Genomic DNA, 17,362 nt, shown 5'->3' on the forward strand with positions numbered 1-17,362 from the left:
CTTTTCAACTCGCCAGTTGACGATGGCAATGAACCAGCGCTTGGGCCAGCCAACCTTGTACGCTGCGCAGCGAAACGCCGAAGTGCTGCGCCAGTTCCTCCTGCCGCTGCCCCTGCACGTAGTGCAGGATGAAGGCCTGGGCGGCCTCGGCGTGCACGCCCAGCAAGGCTCGACCCAGCGCTTCGATCGCTTGCACGGCCTGCAAGATGGTTTCGGGCGAAGGAGCATGGAGTAGCTCGGGGGCAGCCTCAATCTGCCGTTCCAGCTGCTCCAGATAGCTTTGGCGGATGCGATGCCGCCGTGCACGGTCGATCAACAGGTTGCGGGCGGCGGTGAGCAGATAGGCGCGCGGTTCGTTGAGCGCCGTCAGCACATCGCGTGTGGACAGCAGGCGCAGGAAGGTGTCATGCGCCAGGTCAGCGGCCTGCTCAGTACAGCCTAGCTTGTGGCGCAGCCAGCCACGCAACCAGCGGTGATGGTCGCGGTAAAGCGTTTCAACCTGTTCCACATGCAGGTCTTCCATGGCCGGCGTCGAGAAGAAAAAAGAGGCGGAATGCCTTTAATGAGAATGACTATCATTATAAACAAAATCGCCACGCCAGCGTGCGGTAATTTTGCCCACGATGCGGCCAGGCAATTTTTGCCGAGGGGCAATCGATCAAGAAACCGCGTCAGTATTCCTATGGATTGCCTGCTCACGCCGTCCTCGCCTCCAACGGCACCCGCTGCAAAAACCGCTCGAACGAGCCCAGGAAGGCCTGCTCCGGGGCCGACAGCTTGCGCTGGCCATGCCAGGTCAGGAACACATCGATCTCGGCCACCGGAGCGCCCAGGGGGAGCACTTTCAACAGGCCATCGGTCACATCCTGGCCGATCAGGTGTTCCGGCAAAAAGCTCAGTCCCACACCTGCTACCACCATGCGCCGGATTTCTTCGACGTGCGGCGAGGTACCGGCAATGTGGCCGGTGAAGCCCTGCTGGTCGCGAAACACGGTCAGCGGGGAAAGGGTGTCGCCCAGTTGGTCGCTGGCAAAGCAGACGAAATTCTGCTCCAGCAACTCGGCCATGCTCACGCTGCGCTGGGCGAACAGGGGATGATGGCGGCCACACACCAGCACATAGCGATGCCGCAGAAACAGCCGGCGCTCCAGCTTTTCCACCGGCTTGCGACACAGGCACAAGCCAAGGCCACTGCTGCCCTTGGCCAGGGTGTCGAGGATGGTGGCGCTTTGCATGACCTCGATGCGAAATTCCACGCGCGGATAACGGCGGTGAAAGCGCGCCAGGAAATCGTCATAGGCCGCGCTCTGCACCCGGCTCATCAACAATAGCCGCAGGTGGCCGGCCACGTCCTCGCCGGCGTGACCGGCGGCGCCATCGATGCGCGCCACCATGCCATACATCTCGCGCGCCACGGCGTAGATTTCCTCCCCCAGCGGCGTGAGGCGGAACTCCCCGTGACGGCGATGCAGCAGTAGCCCGCCCACGGCTTCCTCCAGGCGCCGCAGCGCCTGGCTGACTGCGGGCTGGCTCAGGCACAGGGTGCTGGCAGCACGCCCGACACCGCGCTCCTGGACCACGAACATGAAGGTTCGTAACAGGTTCCAGTCCATGCGTTCCGAGGAGAGCGGCGACAGGGGCGGGCGAGGGCTGGCGGAGGAGTCGGGGCGCATGATTGGCGATATGAAGGTTTCTTTCAGCAAGGCTCCAGTCCGACAAAGAAGCGCTCGGCATTGGCCTGCAATCCGGCAATATGGTACCCGCCTTCCTGCACCACCAAGGTGGGTAGCCCGAGCGCTGCGACTTCGCGCCCCAGCCGCTCGAAGCCGGCCGTGCTCACGCCCACTACCGATTGCGGGTCGTCTTCGAAGATGTCGAATCCCAGGCTCAACACCAGTACCTCGGGCTGGTACAGCGTGATGGCGCGGCAGGCCTGGGTCAGGCGCTCGAAGAACACCGCCTCCGGCGCGCCGTGCGGCATGGGCAGGTTCAGGTTGTAGCCATGGCCTTCGCCGCTGCCGCGTTCGTCTTCGAAGCCGGCCACAACTGGATAGAAATTCTCCGGGTCGCCATGGATGGAGACATACATCACGTCGCGCCGGGTATAAAAGAGTTCCTGAATGCCCTGGCCGTGGTGCATGTCGGTATCGAGCACCAGCACCCGAGAATGACGTTGGCTCAACATCTGCGCGGCGATGGCGGCATTGTTGAGATAGCAGAAGCCGCCGGCCGCATCGCGCCTTGCATGATGGCCGGGCGGGCGGCACAGGGCATAGGCGCGCGGCTGTCCATCCAGCAGCGCCTGGGCGCCGGCAATGGCGCACTGGGCCGACCAGTAGGCCGAGTGCCAGGTCTGCGGCCCCACCGGGCAACTGCCATCGGCGAGATAACGCGCCGCCTTGGCCAATACCCCGCGCAGGGCATTGGGTTGACGCACGAAGATGTTGGATACCACTTCCTGCCCCCAGTCCTCGGGCAAGGCCATCCACTGCGCATGGGCCTCCTGCAGGAATTGCAGGTAATCCAGCGCGTGCACCGCGCCAATGGCTGCGGTTCCGGTATCGGGGGGCGGCTGTACCTCGAAGCCCAGGCGCGTGGCCAGTGCCGCCAGTTGGTCCAGGCGCTCCGGGACTTCCTGCGGCACGCGCATCTTGCCGCGCGAATAGTAGCTTTGCGGATGATGCAGTTTCTGCTCGGGGTGGTAAAAGGTTTTCATCAACCCTCCTGCGCGGCCATGCCGTGATTGGGCGACACCTGGCGCTGGCGGCTCAGGCGCGCCACGCACAGCATCGACAGCAGCGAAATACCCGAGAACAGCAAGGCCAAGGGCCACCAGTGACCCTGGAATTTTTCCGCCAGTACCGTGCCCAGCAAGGGCGTGAGACCACCGAAGAGGGCACCCGAGACTTGGTAGGCCATGGAGATCCCGGTATAGCGGATGCGGGTGGGGAAGGCATCGCTGACGAAGCCGGCGATGACCGCATAGTAAGCGCCGATGAACAGCACCGCGATGGCCACGCCCAGTGTGACGCTGGCCAGCGAGCCCAGATCGACCAGCGAAAACATCGCGTAAGGCGAGACGATGGACAGCGCCGACATCATCACCAGGAAGCGGTGGTTGCCGACCTTGCGCGCCAGATGGGCGGCTAGCGGGGTGATGAAGAATTGCATCACCGAGACCACCAGCAAACCGTTCAATACCAGCCCCCGCTGCAATTGCAGGTATTGCGTGGTGTAGACCAACATGAAGGTATTGGTAAAGTAGAAGCCGGCAATGCCCAGCACGTTGGCGCCGATGGCCAGCACCAGCAGTCCGGGCGCGCCACGCAACACTTCGGCCAGTGGTGCGCTGGCGGGTTTGGCCGCTAGCGGCGCACTGGCACGGCGGCGTTGTTCATCCAGGAAATCGGGCGACTCCTGTACCGACAGCCGGATCGCAAAGCCCACCACCAGCAGCAGCGCGCTCATCAGGAACGGCAGGCGCCAGCCCCAGTCGAGGAAGACCGCATTGTCCATGCCGCTGACCAGCTTGAACATCAGGGTGGCCAGGATCAGGCCGGCCGGGCTGCCCAGTTGCGCGAAGGAAGCCAGGAAGGTGCGGCGGCTGCGGTCGGGCGAATGTTCGCTGGCCATCAGCACGGCCCCGCCCCATTCGCCGCCCACCGCAATGCCCTGGATGAAGCGCAGCGCCACCAGGGCGATGGGCGCCCAGATGCCGATGCTGGCATAGGTCGGCAGCAGGCCGATGACCACCGTCACCGATCCCATCATCAACAGCGTGATGACCAGCGATTTCTTGCGTCCCAGGCGGTCGCCGATGGTCCCGAACACGGCCCCGCCCAAGGGCCGCGCCAGGAAGCCCACGGCGAAGGTGCCGAAGGACGCCAGCGTGCCGTAGAAGCCGTTGGTGGTAGGAAAGAACAGCTTGCCGAACACCAGGGCCGAGGCCGTGGCATAGATGTAGAAGTCGTACCATTCGATCATGGTGCCGACGAAGGCGGCCAGCGAGGCGCGCACGGGCTGGTGGCGGGGTGGGGTGGTAGGCACGGTGCAGTCTCCCGGTAGGCATGTTGAGGTGAGGGGAACTGGAGTTATACGACTGCGTCGGGCATAAAAAAAATTATTATTTCTAATTCTTTGTATTTGATTTCCTTATGCGATAAAACCGTGCGCAGCCTTGCGCCACGCTTGTGCAGGCGCCCAACAATGCACAACGCCGCACGGCTGAAAAATCAGCGATGCGGCGCGTGTCATTGCTCATCGAGATGCGAAGCAAGAGCGAAGAAGGACGGCTTCAAGCTGCGCAGAAGCCGGCTTGAATTCCTCAGATTCCACCCATGCACAAATACTTCACCACCAGATAATCATCGATGCCATAGTGCGATCCCTCGCGTCCCAGCCCCGATTGCTTCACGCCGCCAAACGGCGCCACTTCGTTGGAAATGAGGCCGGTGTTGATGCCCACCATGCCCGACTCCAGGCCTTCGGCCACGCGCCAGATGCGGCCGATGTCGCGTGAGTAGAAGTAGCTGGCCAGGCCGAACTCGGTGTCGTTGGCCAGGGACAGGGCTTCGTCATCGGTCTTGAAGCGGAACAGCGGCGCCATCGGCCCGAAGGTTTCTTCGCGCGCCACTTGCATGGCCGGGGTCACATCGGCCAGCACGGTGGGTTCGAAGAAGCCATGGCCCAAGGCATGGCGCTTGCCACCCAGCAGCACGCGCGCCCCCTTGGCGAGGGCGTCGGCCACATGCTGCTCGACCTTCTTGACGGCTTGTTCATTGATCAGCGGACCTTGGGTCACGCCATTTTCCATGCCATCGCCCACCTTCAGTTTCTTGACCGCTTCCACCAGCTTGGCGGCAAAGGCGTCATAGACGCCATCCTGCACGTAGATACGGTTGGCGCACACGCAGGTCTGGCCAGCATTGCGGTACTTGGAGGCGATGGCGCCTTCCACGGCGGCATCCAGGTCGGCATCGTCAAACACGATGAAGGGCGCATTGCCGCCCAGTTCCAGCGACAGCTTCTTGATGCTCGATGCACTCTGCTGCATCAACAGCTTGCCCACGCCAGTGGAGCCGGTGAAGCTGATCTTGCGCACGATGGGGTTGGAGGTCATCTCGCCGCCGATCTCCTTGGGCGTGCCGGTGACGACGCTGAACACGCCTGCCGGGATGCCGGCGCGCTCGGCCAGCACCGCCAGGGCCAGCGCCGAGAAGGGCGTGGCTTCGGCTGGCTTCAAGACCATCGGGCAGCCAGCCGCCAGCGCCGGGCCGGCCTTGCGGGTGATCATCGCCGCCGGGAAATTCCACGGCGTGATGGCCGCGCACACACCGATGGCTTCCTTGATGACCACGATGCGGTTGGTCGGCGAGGGCGAGGGGATGGTGTCGCCATAGGTACGCTTGCCTTCCTCGGCGAACCATTCGATGAAGGAGGCGGCATAGCCGATCTCGCCACGGGCCTCGGCCAGCGGCTTGCCTTGCTCGGCGGTCATGATCAGGGCCAGGTCGTCGGCATTGGCCAGCATCAGCTCATACCAGCGGCGCAGCAGGGCGCTGCGCTCCTTGGCAGTCTTCTTTTTCCAGGCCGGCCAGGCGGCATTGGCGGCGTCGATGGCGCGCCGCGTTTCGGTGGCGCCCATCAGGGGCACGTGGCCCAGCAACTGGCCGTTGGCCGGATTGTGCACTTCCAGCTTGGCGCCGCTGTCGGCATCGCACCAGGCGCCGTTGAGGTAGGCCTGCTGACGCAGCAGGGAAGGGTCTTTGAGTTGATGCAGCATATCGGGTCTCCGTGGGTTGGGGCGGCGCTGCGGGTTCAGAAGCGCGCCGCGGCCTTGTTGCGCCCGCGCAGCCATTCCAGGGCCAGCAGCAGGCAGGTCGAAAACAGGATCAGGATCGTCGCCAGGGCGGCAATGGTCGGGCTGATGTTGTCCTTGATGCCGGCAAACATCTGGCGCGGCAGGGTGGCTTGCTCGGGGCCAGCGACGAACAAGGTCAGAACCACTTCATCGAAGGAAGTTGCAAACGCGAACAGGGCGCCCGAGATCAGGCCCGGTGCGATCACCGGCAAGGTGATGCGGAAGAAGGTGCGCAAGGGGCTGGCGCCCAGACTCAGGCTGGCGCGCACCAGGTTGTGGTTGAAGCCCTGCAGGGTAGCCAGCACGGTGGTCACCACGAACGGCGCGCCCAGCGCGGCGTGCGCCAGGATCAGGCCGAGGTAGCTGTCGGACAGGCCAATGCGGGCAAAGAACAGGTACACGCCCACGCCCACCACTACCACCGGCACGATCATGGGCGAGATCAGGATCGCCATCAGGATGCCCTTGCCGCGGAAGTCGGCCTTGTTCAGGCCCACCGCGGCCAGCGTGCCCAGTACGGTGGCAATGACGGTAGCCGCCGGGGCCACGATGAAGCTGTTCTGGGCGGCACGGATCCAGTCATCGGAGGTGAACAGGTTTTGGTACCAGCGCAGCGAGAAGCCCTGGATGGGATACATCAGGAAGCTGCTGTCGGAGAACGACAGCGGGATCATCACCAGGATGGGCAACACCAGAAACAGCAGCACCAGCAGGTTGAAGCTGCGCGAGGCAAAGAACCAGGCGCGCTCGACCAAGGAGGTGTAGGGCGGAAAGAGGGGCGGTTTGTGCATGGCTTGTTTCCTGAATTCTTCCGTGGATTCTTCAATGGCATCAGCTGATGCCGACATCGACCTTGGCAAAGCGGCGATAGACGCCATACAGCACCAGGGTCGCCGCCAGCAGCAGGGCGCCCAGAGCGCAGGCCATGCCCCAGTTGATGGTGGTGTTGATGAAGTAGGCGATGAAGTAGCTCACCATCTGTTCATTGGGGCCGCCCAAGAGCGCCGGGGTGATGTAGTAGCCACCGGCCATGATGAACACCAGCAGCACACCCGCGCCCACGCCCGGATAGGTCTGCGGCACGTACACCCGCCAGAACGCGGCGAAGGGATGGCTGCCCAGCGAGACAGCGGCTTTCAGGTAAGTCGGCGGGACTGACTTCATGACGCTGTAGAGCGGCAGGATCATGAAGGGCAGCAGGATGTGGGTCATCGAGATGTACACGCCCACGCGGTTGAACACCAGCTCCAAGGGTGACTGCGTCAGACCGGCCAGCATCAGTGCCTTGTTGACCAACCCTTCGGATTGCAGCAGCACGATCCAGGCCGCCACGCGTACCAGGATCGAAGTCCAGAAGGGAATGAGCACCAGGATCATCAGCAGGTTGGCGCGGCGCTCGGGCATGGTGGACAGCCAGTAGGCCAGCGGATAGGCCAGCAGCAGGGCGAAGCAGGTCACCACTGCACTCATCCACAGCGTGCGCCCGAAAATGGTGCGGTAGATGGCCGATTCGGGGCTGGCTGCTTCGATATCGCCAAACACGTTCTGGCGCAGGTCCAGCGAGGCCAGCAGGTAATAGGGGGAATACACCGAGCCGTTCTGGGCGATCACGCGCCACACATCGGGTTGGCCCCATTGCGCATTGAGAGCGATGATGGCCTCGCGCGCTGCGGCTGGCGAGAGCGGCTTGCCTTGCTCATCGCGCAGCGGCATGGCGCGTGTGGTGCCCATCACCAGCGAGCGTGCGCCCGGTATTTCGATGTTCAGACGACGTGCCAGGTTGCCGGCGGTGGTGTCTTCCTTGGCGCGGGCCAGGTCTTCGGCCAAAGCCGAGTACGCCTGGTCGGGCAGGGCCGACTTGCGGTCCCACTTGGACAGCACGGCCACGGTCTGCGGCAGGGTGGTGGCGACTTCGGGGTTTTCGATGGCGCGCTGCAGGAGGGCCACGATGGGCGCCACGAAGGTCAGCAGCAGGAAGATGGCCAGCGGAGCGATCAGCGCCAGGGCGCCCAGGCGTTTGCGGGTCTGGGCGGCGCGCAGTTCGCGCTTGAGTTGCTGCGGGTCGGGTTCGGCCAGGGGCATGGCGGCGGAGCGGGTGGCGATGGTGGTCATGTCTCGGTAATCCGGGGGCAGCGGAAGTTCAAGGCAACGGTCCCGCCTGGCAAGGCAGGACCGTTGTCGGTGCGGCTTACAGACTTACTTGGCGATCCAGGCTGCGAAGCGTTGTTCCAGTTCTTCGCCGTGGTCGGTCCAGAATTGCAGGCTCAGTTGCAGCGCGTCCTTGGCATTGGCCGGGGAGGTCGGCAGGTTGGCCAGGGTCTTGGCGTCCAGCAGCTTCAGGGCGCCCTTGTTGACCGGACCGTAGGCGATGTTGTCAGCGTAGACCTTCTGGGTTTCCGGCTGGCTGGCGAAGCTGATGAACTTCTCGGCCAGAGCCTTGTTGGGCGAACCCTTGGGGATGACCCAGTAGTCCAGCGTGTAGACACTGCCGTTCCAGACCACCTTGAGGTTCTTGCCTTCGCGCTGGGCGGCATCGATGCGGCCGTTGTAGGCATTGGCCATGACCACGTCACCCGAGGCCAGGAACTGCGCCGGCAACGCGCCGGCATCCCACCACTGGATGTTGGGCTTCAACTGGTCCAGCTTCTTGAAGGCACGGTCCACGCCTTCCTTGGTGGCCAGCACCTTGTAGACGTCCTTGGCCGGCACGCCATCAGCCATCAGGGCGAACTCCAGGTTGTACTCGGCGCTCTTCTTCATGCCGCGCTTGCCGGGGAATTTCTTGGTATCCCAGAAGTCCGCCCAGCCAGTCGGTGCGGTCTTGAGCTTGTCGGCGTTGTAGGCCAGCACGGTGGACCAGACGAAGGCACCCATGCCGCATTCGCTCACCGTCGCCTGGGGGATGAAGTCTTCCTTCTTGATGGTCTTGGCCAGGTCCAGCTTTTCGATCAGGCCATCGTCACAGGCGCGGGTGAGGTCGCCGCCGTCGATTTCCACCACATCCCAGCTGACCTTCTTGGTTTCCACCATGGCCTTGACCTTGGCCAGTTCACCGTTGAATTCGGAGGTCACGACCTTGGTGCCGGTGCTCTTCTGGAACGGATCGACGTAGGCGACCTTCTGCGCATTGGCATTGGCGCCGCCGAAGTTGACCACGGTCAGTTCAGCGGCAGAAGCCGCGCCGGAAAACAGCAGGCCCAGGGCGAGCGGGGACAGCAGGGCGGGTGACAGGCGTTTCATTGTTGTTCCTCGTTGGTTATCGTGCGTATTGACTGTGTTGACTTTATATTGGACTAGGACAAACGCGAGCGGCAATCTGCGGTTGCCTGGCTCGCGGTACTGCAAACACCAGGTACGGCAAACAAAAAAACAAAAAACAAAAACTAAGTAAACGGGGGCGATGCGCTTACAGGAAGCAGCGCAGGCGATCCTGTGCAATATGCAGCACCACGCTGCTACCCTCGGTCAAGCCCGACAGCGCCGGGTCCGACAGCGAGAGCTTGACGAAGCAATCTTCCTGCCCGGCCACCGAGCAGCGCACGCGCACGTGGTCGCCAAAGTAGATCAGGCCGGCGATGCTGGCACGGATGGCATTGGGTTCGGCGCTACCACCGGCGGCCAGGCGGATACGTTCCGGGCGCACGCAGGCGGTGATGGCCTGGCCGGCATGGGCGCGATGCACATTCAGGCCGGTGACTACCGTGCCATCGGCCAGGCGCACCGTACAGTGTTCGCCTTGCACCGATTCGACGCTGCCCTTGAAGCGGTTGTTGTCACCGATGAAGTTGGCGACGAATTGATTGTCGGGATATTCGTACAGTTCGGTCACCGGCGCCAGTTGCTGGATCACGCCCTGGTCAAACACGGCCACGCGATCGGACATGGTGAGCGCTTCGCTCTGGTCGTGGGTGACGTAGACGAAGGTCACGCCCAGGCGCTTGTGCAGGGCTTTGAGTTCGAGCTGCATGTGTTCGCGCAATTGCTTGTCCAGCGCGCCCAGCGGTTCGTCCATCAACACCAGTTGCGGATCGAACACCAGCGTGCGCGCCAGCGCCACGCGCTGCTGCTGGCCACCGGAGAGCTGGGTCGGATAACGATCACCGAATTTACCCATCTGCACCATGTCCAGCGCCTGCTTGACCTTGGCTTCGCGGGTGGCGCGATCCATCTTGCGCACCGACAGCGGATAGGCCACGTTCTGGGCGATGGTCATGTGCGGGAACAGCGCATAGTTCTGGAACACCATGCCGATGTTGCGCTTGTGCGGCGGCACTCGGTTGAGCAACTGGCCATCTAAGCGGATCTCGCCGCCGGTGGGGAATTCGAAACCGGCCAACATCATCAGGCAGGTGGTCTTGCCGGAACCGGAGGGGCCCAGCAGGGTCAGGAATTCGCCGCGGCGAATGTCCAGGTCCAGGCTCTTGACGATCAGGTTTTCGCCGTCGTAAGTTTTCTTCACACCGCAGAATTGCACCAGCACGTCGCTGTTGCTGCTGGCCTCTGGCGCGAATGCTTGCGCCGATTGCTTCATTGCATGAGCTGCCATCATCGATCCTCTCTTTGCTACGCGGGCCGGATGCATGGTCCGGCCCGTCTACCCAATTACTACGTAATTACAGAATAATAGCTGCCGTGCAATGCAAGACTCAGGCCAGCTTGATGGCGTTGGCCAAAATGCCCAGCGCTTCATCCATGACGGCATCGGGAATGGTCAGCGGGAACAAGAAGCGGATCACGTTGCCGTAGCTGCCACAGGACAGCAGCAGCAAGCCATTGCTGAGGGCGTGTTGCTGGACCTTCTTGGTGTATTCAGCATCCGGCTTGCCGGTGACCGGATCGGCGAACTCCACCGCCACCATGGCACCCACGCCGCGCACTTCAGCGATCTGCGGCACGGCCGAACGCAATTCCTTGAGGTGTTCCTGCAGCTTGTCGCCCAGGCGCTGACCACGGGCCACCAGCTTTTCTTCTTCCATTACGTCCAGCACGGCCAGGGCCGACGCCACTGCCAGCGGGTTGCCGGCATAGGTGCCACCCAGGCCACCCGGGGCCGGTGCATCCATGATCTCGGCACGACCGTTGACGGCCGACAGCGGCATCCCGCCGGCCAGGCTCTTGGCCATGGTCATCAGGTCGGGCAGCACGTCGTAGTGTTCCATGGCAAACAGCTTGCCGGTACGGCCATAGCCGGACTGCACTTCATCGGCGATCAACAGGATGCCGTGCTCATCGCAGATGGCGCGCAGGCCGCGCATGAAGTCGGCTGGCGCTGCGTAGAAACCGCCTTCGCCCTGCACCGGTTCCAGGATGATGGCGGCCACGCGCTTGGCTTCGATGTCGCTCTTGAAGAGACCCTTGACCGCTTCCAGCGCATCCTCGGTGCTGATGCCGTTCAAGGCGCTCGGGTAGGGCGCATGGAACACGTCGCCGGGGAAGGGACCGAAGCCCAGCTTGTAGGGCGCGACCTTGCCGGTCAGTGCCATGCCCATCATGGTGCGGCCATGGAAGCCACCGGCAAAGGCGATCACGCCCGGACGGCCAGTGTAGGCGCGGGCGATCTTGATGGCGTTTTCCACGGCTTCGGCGCCGGTGGAGAAGAAGGCGGTCTTCTTCGGATAGTTACCCGGGGTCACCGCGTTGATGCGCTCGGCCAGTTCCACATAGCTGGCGTAGGGCACGATCTGGTAGGCGGTGTGGGTGAATTTTTCCATCTGCGCGCGCATGGCGTCGAGCAGCTTGGGGTGGCGATGGCCAGTATTGAGCACGGCGATGCCCGCGGCGAAGTCGATGAAGCGGCGACCCTCGACGTCCCACAACTCGGCATTGGCGGCGCGCTCGGCGTAGAAGTCGCACATCACACCCACGCCGCGCGGGGTCGCGGCATTCTTTCGTTGTTGCAGCTCTTGGTTGTTGGCCTTGCTGGTCATAGCTTGCTCCGTTCTTGCTTCGTTGAGTGGCGCCGCGGCGGCGCAGGAAATTACTGCCGAATGCTGAGTTCGGAAACAATATAAAACCCCAGTGGCACTGTAATATAGAGCCAATTTCAAATATTTGATGGTGCCACTTGAAACTCGCCTCCTTGTCCGACTATCTGCTGCTGCGCATCAATCGTCCCCCCGCCAAGGCCGCACCGGGCAAGGGCAAGGCCGCCAGTGCCCGCGAAAGCAGTGCGGCGAAAATTACCAAAACCGCCAAGACATCCGGCGTCAGCACCCCCGTCAATCGCCAGATCTACCAGTTGATCCGCGAAGCCATCCTGGCCCATACCCTGCCGGCCGGGATGCAATTGCCTTCTTCACGCGACCTGGCGCTGGAGCTGGGCACCTCGCGCAACACCGTGACCTACGCCTATGAGCAATTGCTGGCCGAGGGTTACCTGGAGAGTCGCACCGGGGCCGGCACCTTCGTGGCCGACACGGCGCCGGACCAGATCCCCGAAGCGGTAGAGCGGGTCGAGCCCTTGACCGACCCGTCCGGCAAATCCGAACTGTCCGCACGGGGCGCGCTGCTCACGCGTCAGGCTGGGGTGGGGGAACGCCAATGGGGCGCCTTCATGCCGGGTGTGCCGGATGTGACCTGCGTGCCGCACAAGATCTGGGGTCGCCTGCAGAACAAGCATTGGCGTCGTTCCAATTCCGACCTGCTGACCTACGGCCCCGGCGCTGGCTATACCGGCCTGCGCGAGCAGATCGCCGAATACCTGCGGGTGGCGCGCTCGGTCAACTGCACCCCTTCGCAGGTGCTCATCACCACCGGCATCCACCAGTCCATCGACATCGTGGTCAAGCTGCTGGGTGAACATGGCGACACCGCCTGGGTGGAAGATCCCTGCTACTGGGGCACACGTAGCGTGCTCAATTCACTGGGCATCCAATCGGTGCCCATCGCGGTGGACCAGGAAGGAATGCGGATGCGCCTGGCCAACCTGCGCCGGCCACCGCGCTTCATCTGTACCACGCCCTCGCACCAGTATCCGCTGGGCATGGTGATGAGCCTGTCGCGGCGGCGCATGTTGCTGGAGTATGCGGCCACCCACAAGGTGTGGATCATCGAGGATGACTACGACAGCGAATTCCGCTACGGTGGCCGCCCGCTGGCCTCGCTGCAGGGCATGGATACCCAGCACCGGGTGCTGTACATGGGCACCTTCAGCAAGATCATGTTCCCTGGCTTGCGCATCGGTTTCCTGGTGGTGCCGGAGTCGCTGGCCCAGGCCTTTGCCACCGGCATCGCCGAGCTGTATCGCAACGGCCAGGTGTTCCTGCAGGCCACGCTGGCCGACTTTATGGCCGAAGGCCACTTCGCCTCGCACATCCGCAAGATGCGCGTGCTCTACGCCGAGCGGCTGCAATTGCTGCAGCAATCCATCAACCGTCACTTCGGCGAGAAGATGACCATCACCGGTGGCGAAGCGGGACTGCACCTGGTGCTGGGCCTGCCGCAGGAGTGCGATGACGTGCTCATCTGTGAACAGGCCTTGCAGGCCGGCATCGTGGTGCGCCCGCTGTCGCGCTACTACATGCACGCCCGCGGCGCGCGGCGGGGGCTGTTGCTGGGTTATGCCAGCGTGCCCAATGATGAGATCGCGCGTGCCTTCGACAAGCTGGCCGCAGTGATCAAGCCGCATCTGGCAGGCGCAGGGTGACGCTCGAAGCGGCTATTGCTCGCCTCAGAGGTCCAGGTCTTCCGCAGGGAAGTCGTTTGGCCCCAGCGTAGCAGGCACGGCCCACAGGGCATCGCGCAGGGAACGCTGGACCTGGTTCTCCACCCCCAGCAGGGTGGCAAAGATGGCCATGCGCACCGGCACGCCGTTATCGGTTTGCCGGAAGATCGCCAGGCGCGCATCGCCATCCAGGTCGGTATGCAGATCGTGCGCGCCGGGCCGGCTGTCGCGCGGCAGGGGATGCATCACGATGATATCGGGCCGGCCATGCTGGTCGACCAGTTTCTTATTGATCTCGAAGGCGGCCAGGAAGTCATCGATCTTCTCGCCGGTGAGGCGTTCGCGCTGGATGCGGGTGGTGTAGATCACATCGGCGTCGGGCAGCGCATGGGCCAGCACATCGGTCGACGTGACGGTGTGGCCGCGGGCAGCGATACGCTTGACGATCTCTGCCGGCATCTCCAGCGAGGGCGGCGAGACCAGGGTGAAACGCATGTTTCGGTACAGCGACAGCAGCTTGATCAGGGAGTGCGCGGTGCGACCGTATTTCAGGTCGCCGGTGATGACGATGTGCGCCCCATCGACCAGCTTGCCCAGGCGCGAGAATTCGCGCTGCACCGTATAGAGGTCGATCAAGGCCTGGGTCGGATGTTCGCCCGCGCCATCGCCACCATTGATCAGCGGCACCTGCGTGGCCGCCGCGAACTGCGCCACCGATCCCTGCTCGGGATGACGCACCACGATCACATCGGCATAGCCGCTCACGGTGCGGCTGGTATCGGCGATGGACTCGCCCTTGGCCATGGAGGAATAGGTGAACCCGGTCGTATCGCACACCGAGCCGCCCAGGCGCATGAAGGCCGAGGCGAAGCTCAGGCGGGTACGGGTGCTGGCCTCGAAGAACAGATTGGCCAGCACCGCCCCCTCCAGCACCCGCGACACCTTGCGGCGCCGGGCAATGGGTTGCATGACGTCGGCCAGCATGAAGAGGTGCTCGGCCGAGTCGCGGCTGAACTGGTCCACCGACAGCAGGTGGCTGAGACGCCCGAAGGGCTCGGGGGTGGCGGTGCTTGCTGCGGTGGCCTCTGCAATTGCCGACCCGCCCGGATGGCTGGCCGCCAGGATCTCGGAAATGAAGCGCCTGGCCATTTCCGGCATGGCGCGGAATTCGCCGGAGTCCTCGGGCAGCAGCCAGGTGTCCAGCGCCCGCTTGGTGCAGCCGATGCGCTGGGCCAGGCTTTCCCGGGTCAGGTTGAGGATGCGCATTGCGTCGCGCAGGAAGACTTGTTGGGGCAGGTTCATGCGCGTATGGTATACGCAATGCGTATTTAATTCAAATTAATTCAAATTAAAATACGCATTGTGTCGTTGTTGCGTGTTTTGTCTGATGTCACCACGCATTTTCGTCCCCACGATGAAAGTCTTTCTGCCGCCAGGGGCTGGTTGTGGCCCCTCGTGCTGCCTAACATTTAGCTTCATATCGCGCTACGAGGCCAAGCCGGTGCGCAGCGTGTATCGCCTGTGCCCATCTTTTTGCTTCATATAAAAGGATTTTCCATGCAAGCCTCGGCCATGCTGATGCCGCCGCCATCCCGCTGACCGCCATCACCGCCTGGGAACTGCTGCAACGGGTGGCGCAACTGCTGGACAACGGCCTGTTGCGCACCACCACCGGTGAGCATTACGGACGCATCAGCGCCGAGAACCTGCGACGGGCACATGCGCTGTTGGAGTCGGGCAAGGCGAAGGGGAAGATCGTGCTGGAGGGTTTTTGAGCCATGCCTGAGCTTCATTTGCACGGGTGATTATCGATGTGACAATAAATTCGGTTCCTGTCGCCACCCATGTTAAATTACGGAGTCCGGGCCGGGTCATGGTGTCCGGGCCCTTTGACAACCCCGATAGGAACCCTCGTTGGAAAACATATTGCTGATCGTCGCAGCCTTCTTCCTGGTTGCGTTGAACGGTTTTTTCGTTGCAGCAGAATTCAGTCTGGTCAAGTTGCGTCAAACGCGCATCCGGGCCATCGCAAAAACACAAGGCTTGCGCGGCCGTATCCTGGCCGTGGTCCACAATCAGCTGGATGCCTATCTCTCCGCCTGTCAATTGGGCATCACCCTGGCCTCGCTGGGCCTGGGCTGGATCGGTGAACCGGCCTTCGCCCGCTTGCTCGAACCGATCTTCACCTTGCTCGGCGTGAGCAACCAGGAGCTGATCCACGGTATCTCCTTCGTGTTTGCCTTCCTCGTCATTTCCTTCCTGCACATCGTCGCCGGCGAGCTGGCCCCCAAATCGATGGCCATCCGCAGCCCCGAGAAGCTTGGCCTGTGGTGCGCAGTGCCCTTGTATGGCTTCTACTGGGGCATGTATCCGCTGATCTGGGTCTTGAACGCCAGCTCCAACTGGCTCTTGCGCGTGGCCGGCCTGGGTGCGGCGCATGGGCATGACGCCCATTATTCTTCGGACGAACTCAAGCTCATCCTGCGTGCCGGTGGCAAGAGCGGCAAGAGCGGCAAGTTCACCCGCGACGAATGGAACGTGCTGGTGCAAAGCCTGAACTTTGCCGAGCTGGATGTGGCCGACATCATGCGTCCGGCCAGCGAGATCGTGGCCCTGGGCGATGACAAGAGCCTGGAAGAAAACCTCGACATCATCTACCGCAACCGTTATTCCCGCTATCCCTACTTCGATGCCGAGCGCCAGCAGGTGCTGGGCCTGGTGCATTTGAAGGATGTGTTCCTGGCGCAGCAGGATGGGCGCGCCATCAGCAACTTGAAGGATTATCTGCGCCCGGTGCAATTCATCTCCCCGGCCCTGCCGGCGCTGGACCTGCTGCGACGCTTCCGCACCGGGATGCCGCACTTCGCCATCATCGGCAAGAAGGGCCAGTCGCCGCTGGGTTTCATTACCCTGGACAATATGTTGAGCCTCCTGGTGGGCGAGATCCGCGACGAATTCCGCCATAACACCGGTGAGTGGAGCCGCCAGGATGATGGCACTCTGCTGGGCAAGGGCAGCCTGCCCATCGTCACGCTGGAAAACATGCTGGGCATCGATATCGACTATGACGACAGCATCGACTCGGTCGGTGGCCTGGTCATGGAAAAACTGGGCGACCTGCCCAAGGAAGGCCAGAAGATCGAATTCGCCGCCTTCGACGTAGTCATCAAGCGCATGTCGGGGCCCAAGATCGTGCTGGTGAAGGTGTATCCGAAGGTGGGGGAAGTGCGTGAGTAGGGGCCAATCCTACCGGCGTCATCCAGGAATTTCAGGTTATCGGCCAGGCGGGCCAGCACGACGGCCTGGTTGGGATAGGTCTTGCTGTCCAGGCGCACCAGGTTGGCAATGGCCTTGAGGGCGGCACCGTAGTTCTGTGTTTGCACGCTCAGGGCGTTGTTGAAGCTTTTTTCGGTGGTGGCCACCACTTCGCCACCAATGGCATCGACCTTGAAGAAGCCGCTCACCGCGTTGTTGGCCGCGGTGATGCGCTCTTCGGTCACTTCGGGCAGGTCGGCCAGCCGCAGCACGCCTTGGTCCAGTCCGGCCTTGAGTGCGGCCAGTTCGGTCAGAGCCGTGACGTTGATGGTCTGGTTCACGCCACTGGCCATGACCACGGCGCGCAGCGGTATTGCGCCCAGGTCGGTCAGTTTCAAGCTGGCTTCGTCGACGTAGTTGTCGGCCACGCCCGGGGTGTTGTCGTGTACCACCAGCAGCAACGGGCCTTTGTAGAGGGGACGGTTCAGCGTCAGGGTGTACTTGCCGTCGACCACTTCAACGGTGTCGCTCAAGGCATTGCCCAACTGGTCATAGGCCGTAACTTTTGCGTTCTTGATGGTGCC

At 62.8% G+C, this 17,362-nt stretch carries 13 protein-coding genes and 1 pseudogene; 3 read left to right on the forward strand and 11 right to left on the reverse strand.

Features of this window, described 5'->3' with window-relative positions; genetic code table 11:
- Positions 1 to 4: 4 nt before the first annotated feature.
- The 10 genes from RC54_RS04730 to RC54_RS04775 all read right to left on the reverse strand — a co-directional run bounded on the left by RC54_RS04730 (position 5) and on the right by RC54_RS04775 (position 11,787).
- Positions 5 to 523 carry a sigma-70 family RNA polymerase sigma factor gene (locus tag RC54_RS04730; protein WP_017451221.1) on the reverse strand — a complete coding sequence of 173 codons (519 nt, stop codon included), beginning with the start codon at positions 521 to 523 and terminating at the stop codon, positions 5 to 7.
- Positions 524 to 695: 172 nt separating this feature from the next.
- Entirely contained in the window at positions 696 to 1,673 is a 978-nt protein-coding gene (locus RC54_RS04735; protein WP_174526064.1) for a LysR family transcriptional regulator, read from the reverse strand.
- A 23-nt stretch (positions 1,674 to 1,696) separates the two neighbouring features.
- Positions 1,697 to 2,716 carry a histone deacetylase family protein gene (locus RC54_RS04740; protein ID WP_061788883.1) on the reverse strand — a complete coding sequence of 340 codons (1,020 nt, stop codon included), beginning with the start codon at positions 2,714 to 2,716 and terminating at the stop codon, positions 1,697 to 1,699.
- Positions 2,716 to 4,047: an MFS transporter gene (locus RC54_RS04745; protein ID WP_058894412.1), complete on the reverse strand. Its 1,332-nt coding sequence runs from the start codon at positions 4,045 to 4,047 to the stop codon at positions 2,716 to 2,718. Before RC54_RS04745 ends, RC54_RS04740 begins: the two co-directional genes overlap by 1 nt.
- A 277-nt stretch (positions 4,048 to 4,324) precedes the next feature.
- Complete coding sequence (gabD, locus tag RC54_RS04750) at positions 4,325 to 5,782, reverse strand: NADP-dependent succinate-semialdehyde dehydrogenase (RefSeq protein WP_167470401.1); 1,458 nt, start codon at positions 5,780 to 5,782, stop codon at positions 4,325 to 4,327.
- A gap of 35 nt (positions 5,783 to 5,817) precedes the next feature.
- The gene (locus RC54_RS04755) at positions 5,818 to 6,651 is read right to left on the reverse strand and encodes an ABC transporter permease (protein WP_058894413.1); all 834 of its coding nucleotides are present in this window, start codon (positions 6,649 to 6,651) and stop codon (positions 5,818 to 5,820) included.
- Positions 6,652 to 6,691: 40 nt separating this feature from the next.
- Positions 6,692 to 7,972: an ABC transporter permease gene (locus RC54_RS04760; protein WP_017451214.1), complete on the reverse strand. Its 1,281-nt coding sequence runs from the start codon at positions 7,970 to 7,972 to the stop codon at positions 6,692 to 6,694.
- Between the two features lie 84 nt (positions 7,973 to 8,056).
- Positions 8,057 to 9,100 carry an ABC transporter substrate-binding protein gene (locus RC54_RS04765; RefSeq protein ID WP_058894414.1) on the reverse strand — a complete coding sequence of 348 codons (1,044 nt, stop codon included), beginning with the start codon at positions 9,098 to 9,100 and terminating at the stop codon, positions 8,057 to 8,059.
- Positions 9,101 to 9,266: 166 nt separating this feature from the next.
- Positions 9,267 to 10,409 carry an ABC transporter ATP-binding protein gene (locus tag RC54_RS04770; RefSeq protein WP_061788884.1) on the reverse strand — a complete coding sequence of 381 codons (1,143 nt, stop codon included), beginning with the start codon at positions 10,407 to 10,409 and terminating at the stop codon, positions 9,267 to 9,269.
- A 97-nt stretch (positions 10,410 to 10,506) separates the two neighbouring features.
- Positions 10,507 to 11,787, reverse strand: a complete 1,281-nt coding sequence (locus tag RC54_RS04775) for a 4-aminobutyrate--2-oxoglutarate transaminase (protein WP_061788885.1) — start codon at positions 11,785 to 11,787, stop codon at positions 10,507 to 10,509.
- A 137-nt stretch (positions 11,788 to 11,924) separates the two neighbouring features.
- On the opposite strand from RC54_RS04775, the gene pdxR reads away from it, so the two are divergent.
- Positions 11,925 to 13,505 carry a MocR-like pyridoxine biosynthesis transcription factor PdxR gene (pdxR, locus tag RC54_RS04780; RefSeq protein WP_061788886.1) on the forward strand — a complete coding sequence of 527 codons (1,581 nt, stop codon included), beginning with the start codon at positions 11,925 to 11,927 and terminating at the stop codon, positions 13,503 to 13,505.
- Positions 13,506 to 13,529: 24 nt separating this feature from the next.
- Here the strand turns inward: pdxR and RC54_RS04785 are convergent, their stop codons facing one another.
- Positions 13,530 to 14,825, reverse strand: coding sequence for an aspartate carbamoyltransferase (locus RC54_RS04785; protein WP_061788887.1), 1,296 nt, complete (start codon positions 14,823 to 14,825; stop codon positions 13,530 to 13,532).
- A 314-nt stretch (positions 14,826 to 15,139) separates the two neighbouring features.
- Here RC54_RS04785 and RC54_RS04790 point away from each other — a divergent pair.
- Together RC54_RS04790 and RC54_RS04795 are read left to right on the forward strand one after the other, a co-directional pair.
- Positions 15,140 to 15,298, forward strand: a pseudogene (locus RC54_RS04790) (zinc-binding dehydrogenase); the annotation flags it as partial.
- 139 nt (positions 15,299 to 15,437) lie between these two features.
- Positions 15,438 to 16,760 carry a hemolysin family protein gene (locus RC54_RS04795; RefSeq protein WP_058894419.1) on the forward strand — a complete coding sequence of 441 codons (1,323 nt, stop codon included), beginning with the start codon at positions 15,438 to 15,440 and terminating at the stop codon, positions 16,758 to 16,760.
- Positions 16,761 to 17,362 lie beyond the last annotated feature (602 nt).

The organism is Herbaspirillum rubrisubalbicans (genome assembly GCF_003719195.1).
Taxonomy (GTDB): domain Bacteria; phylum Pseudomonadota; class Gammaproteobacteria; order Burkholderiales; family Burkholderiaceae_D; genus Herbaspirillum; species Herbaspirillum rubrisubalbicans.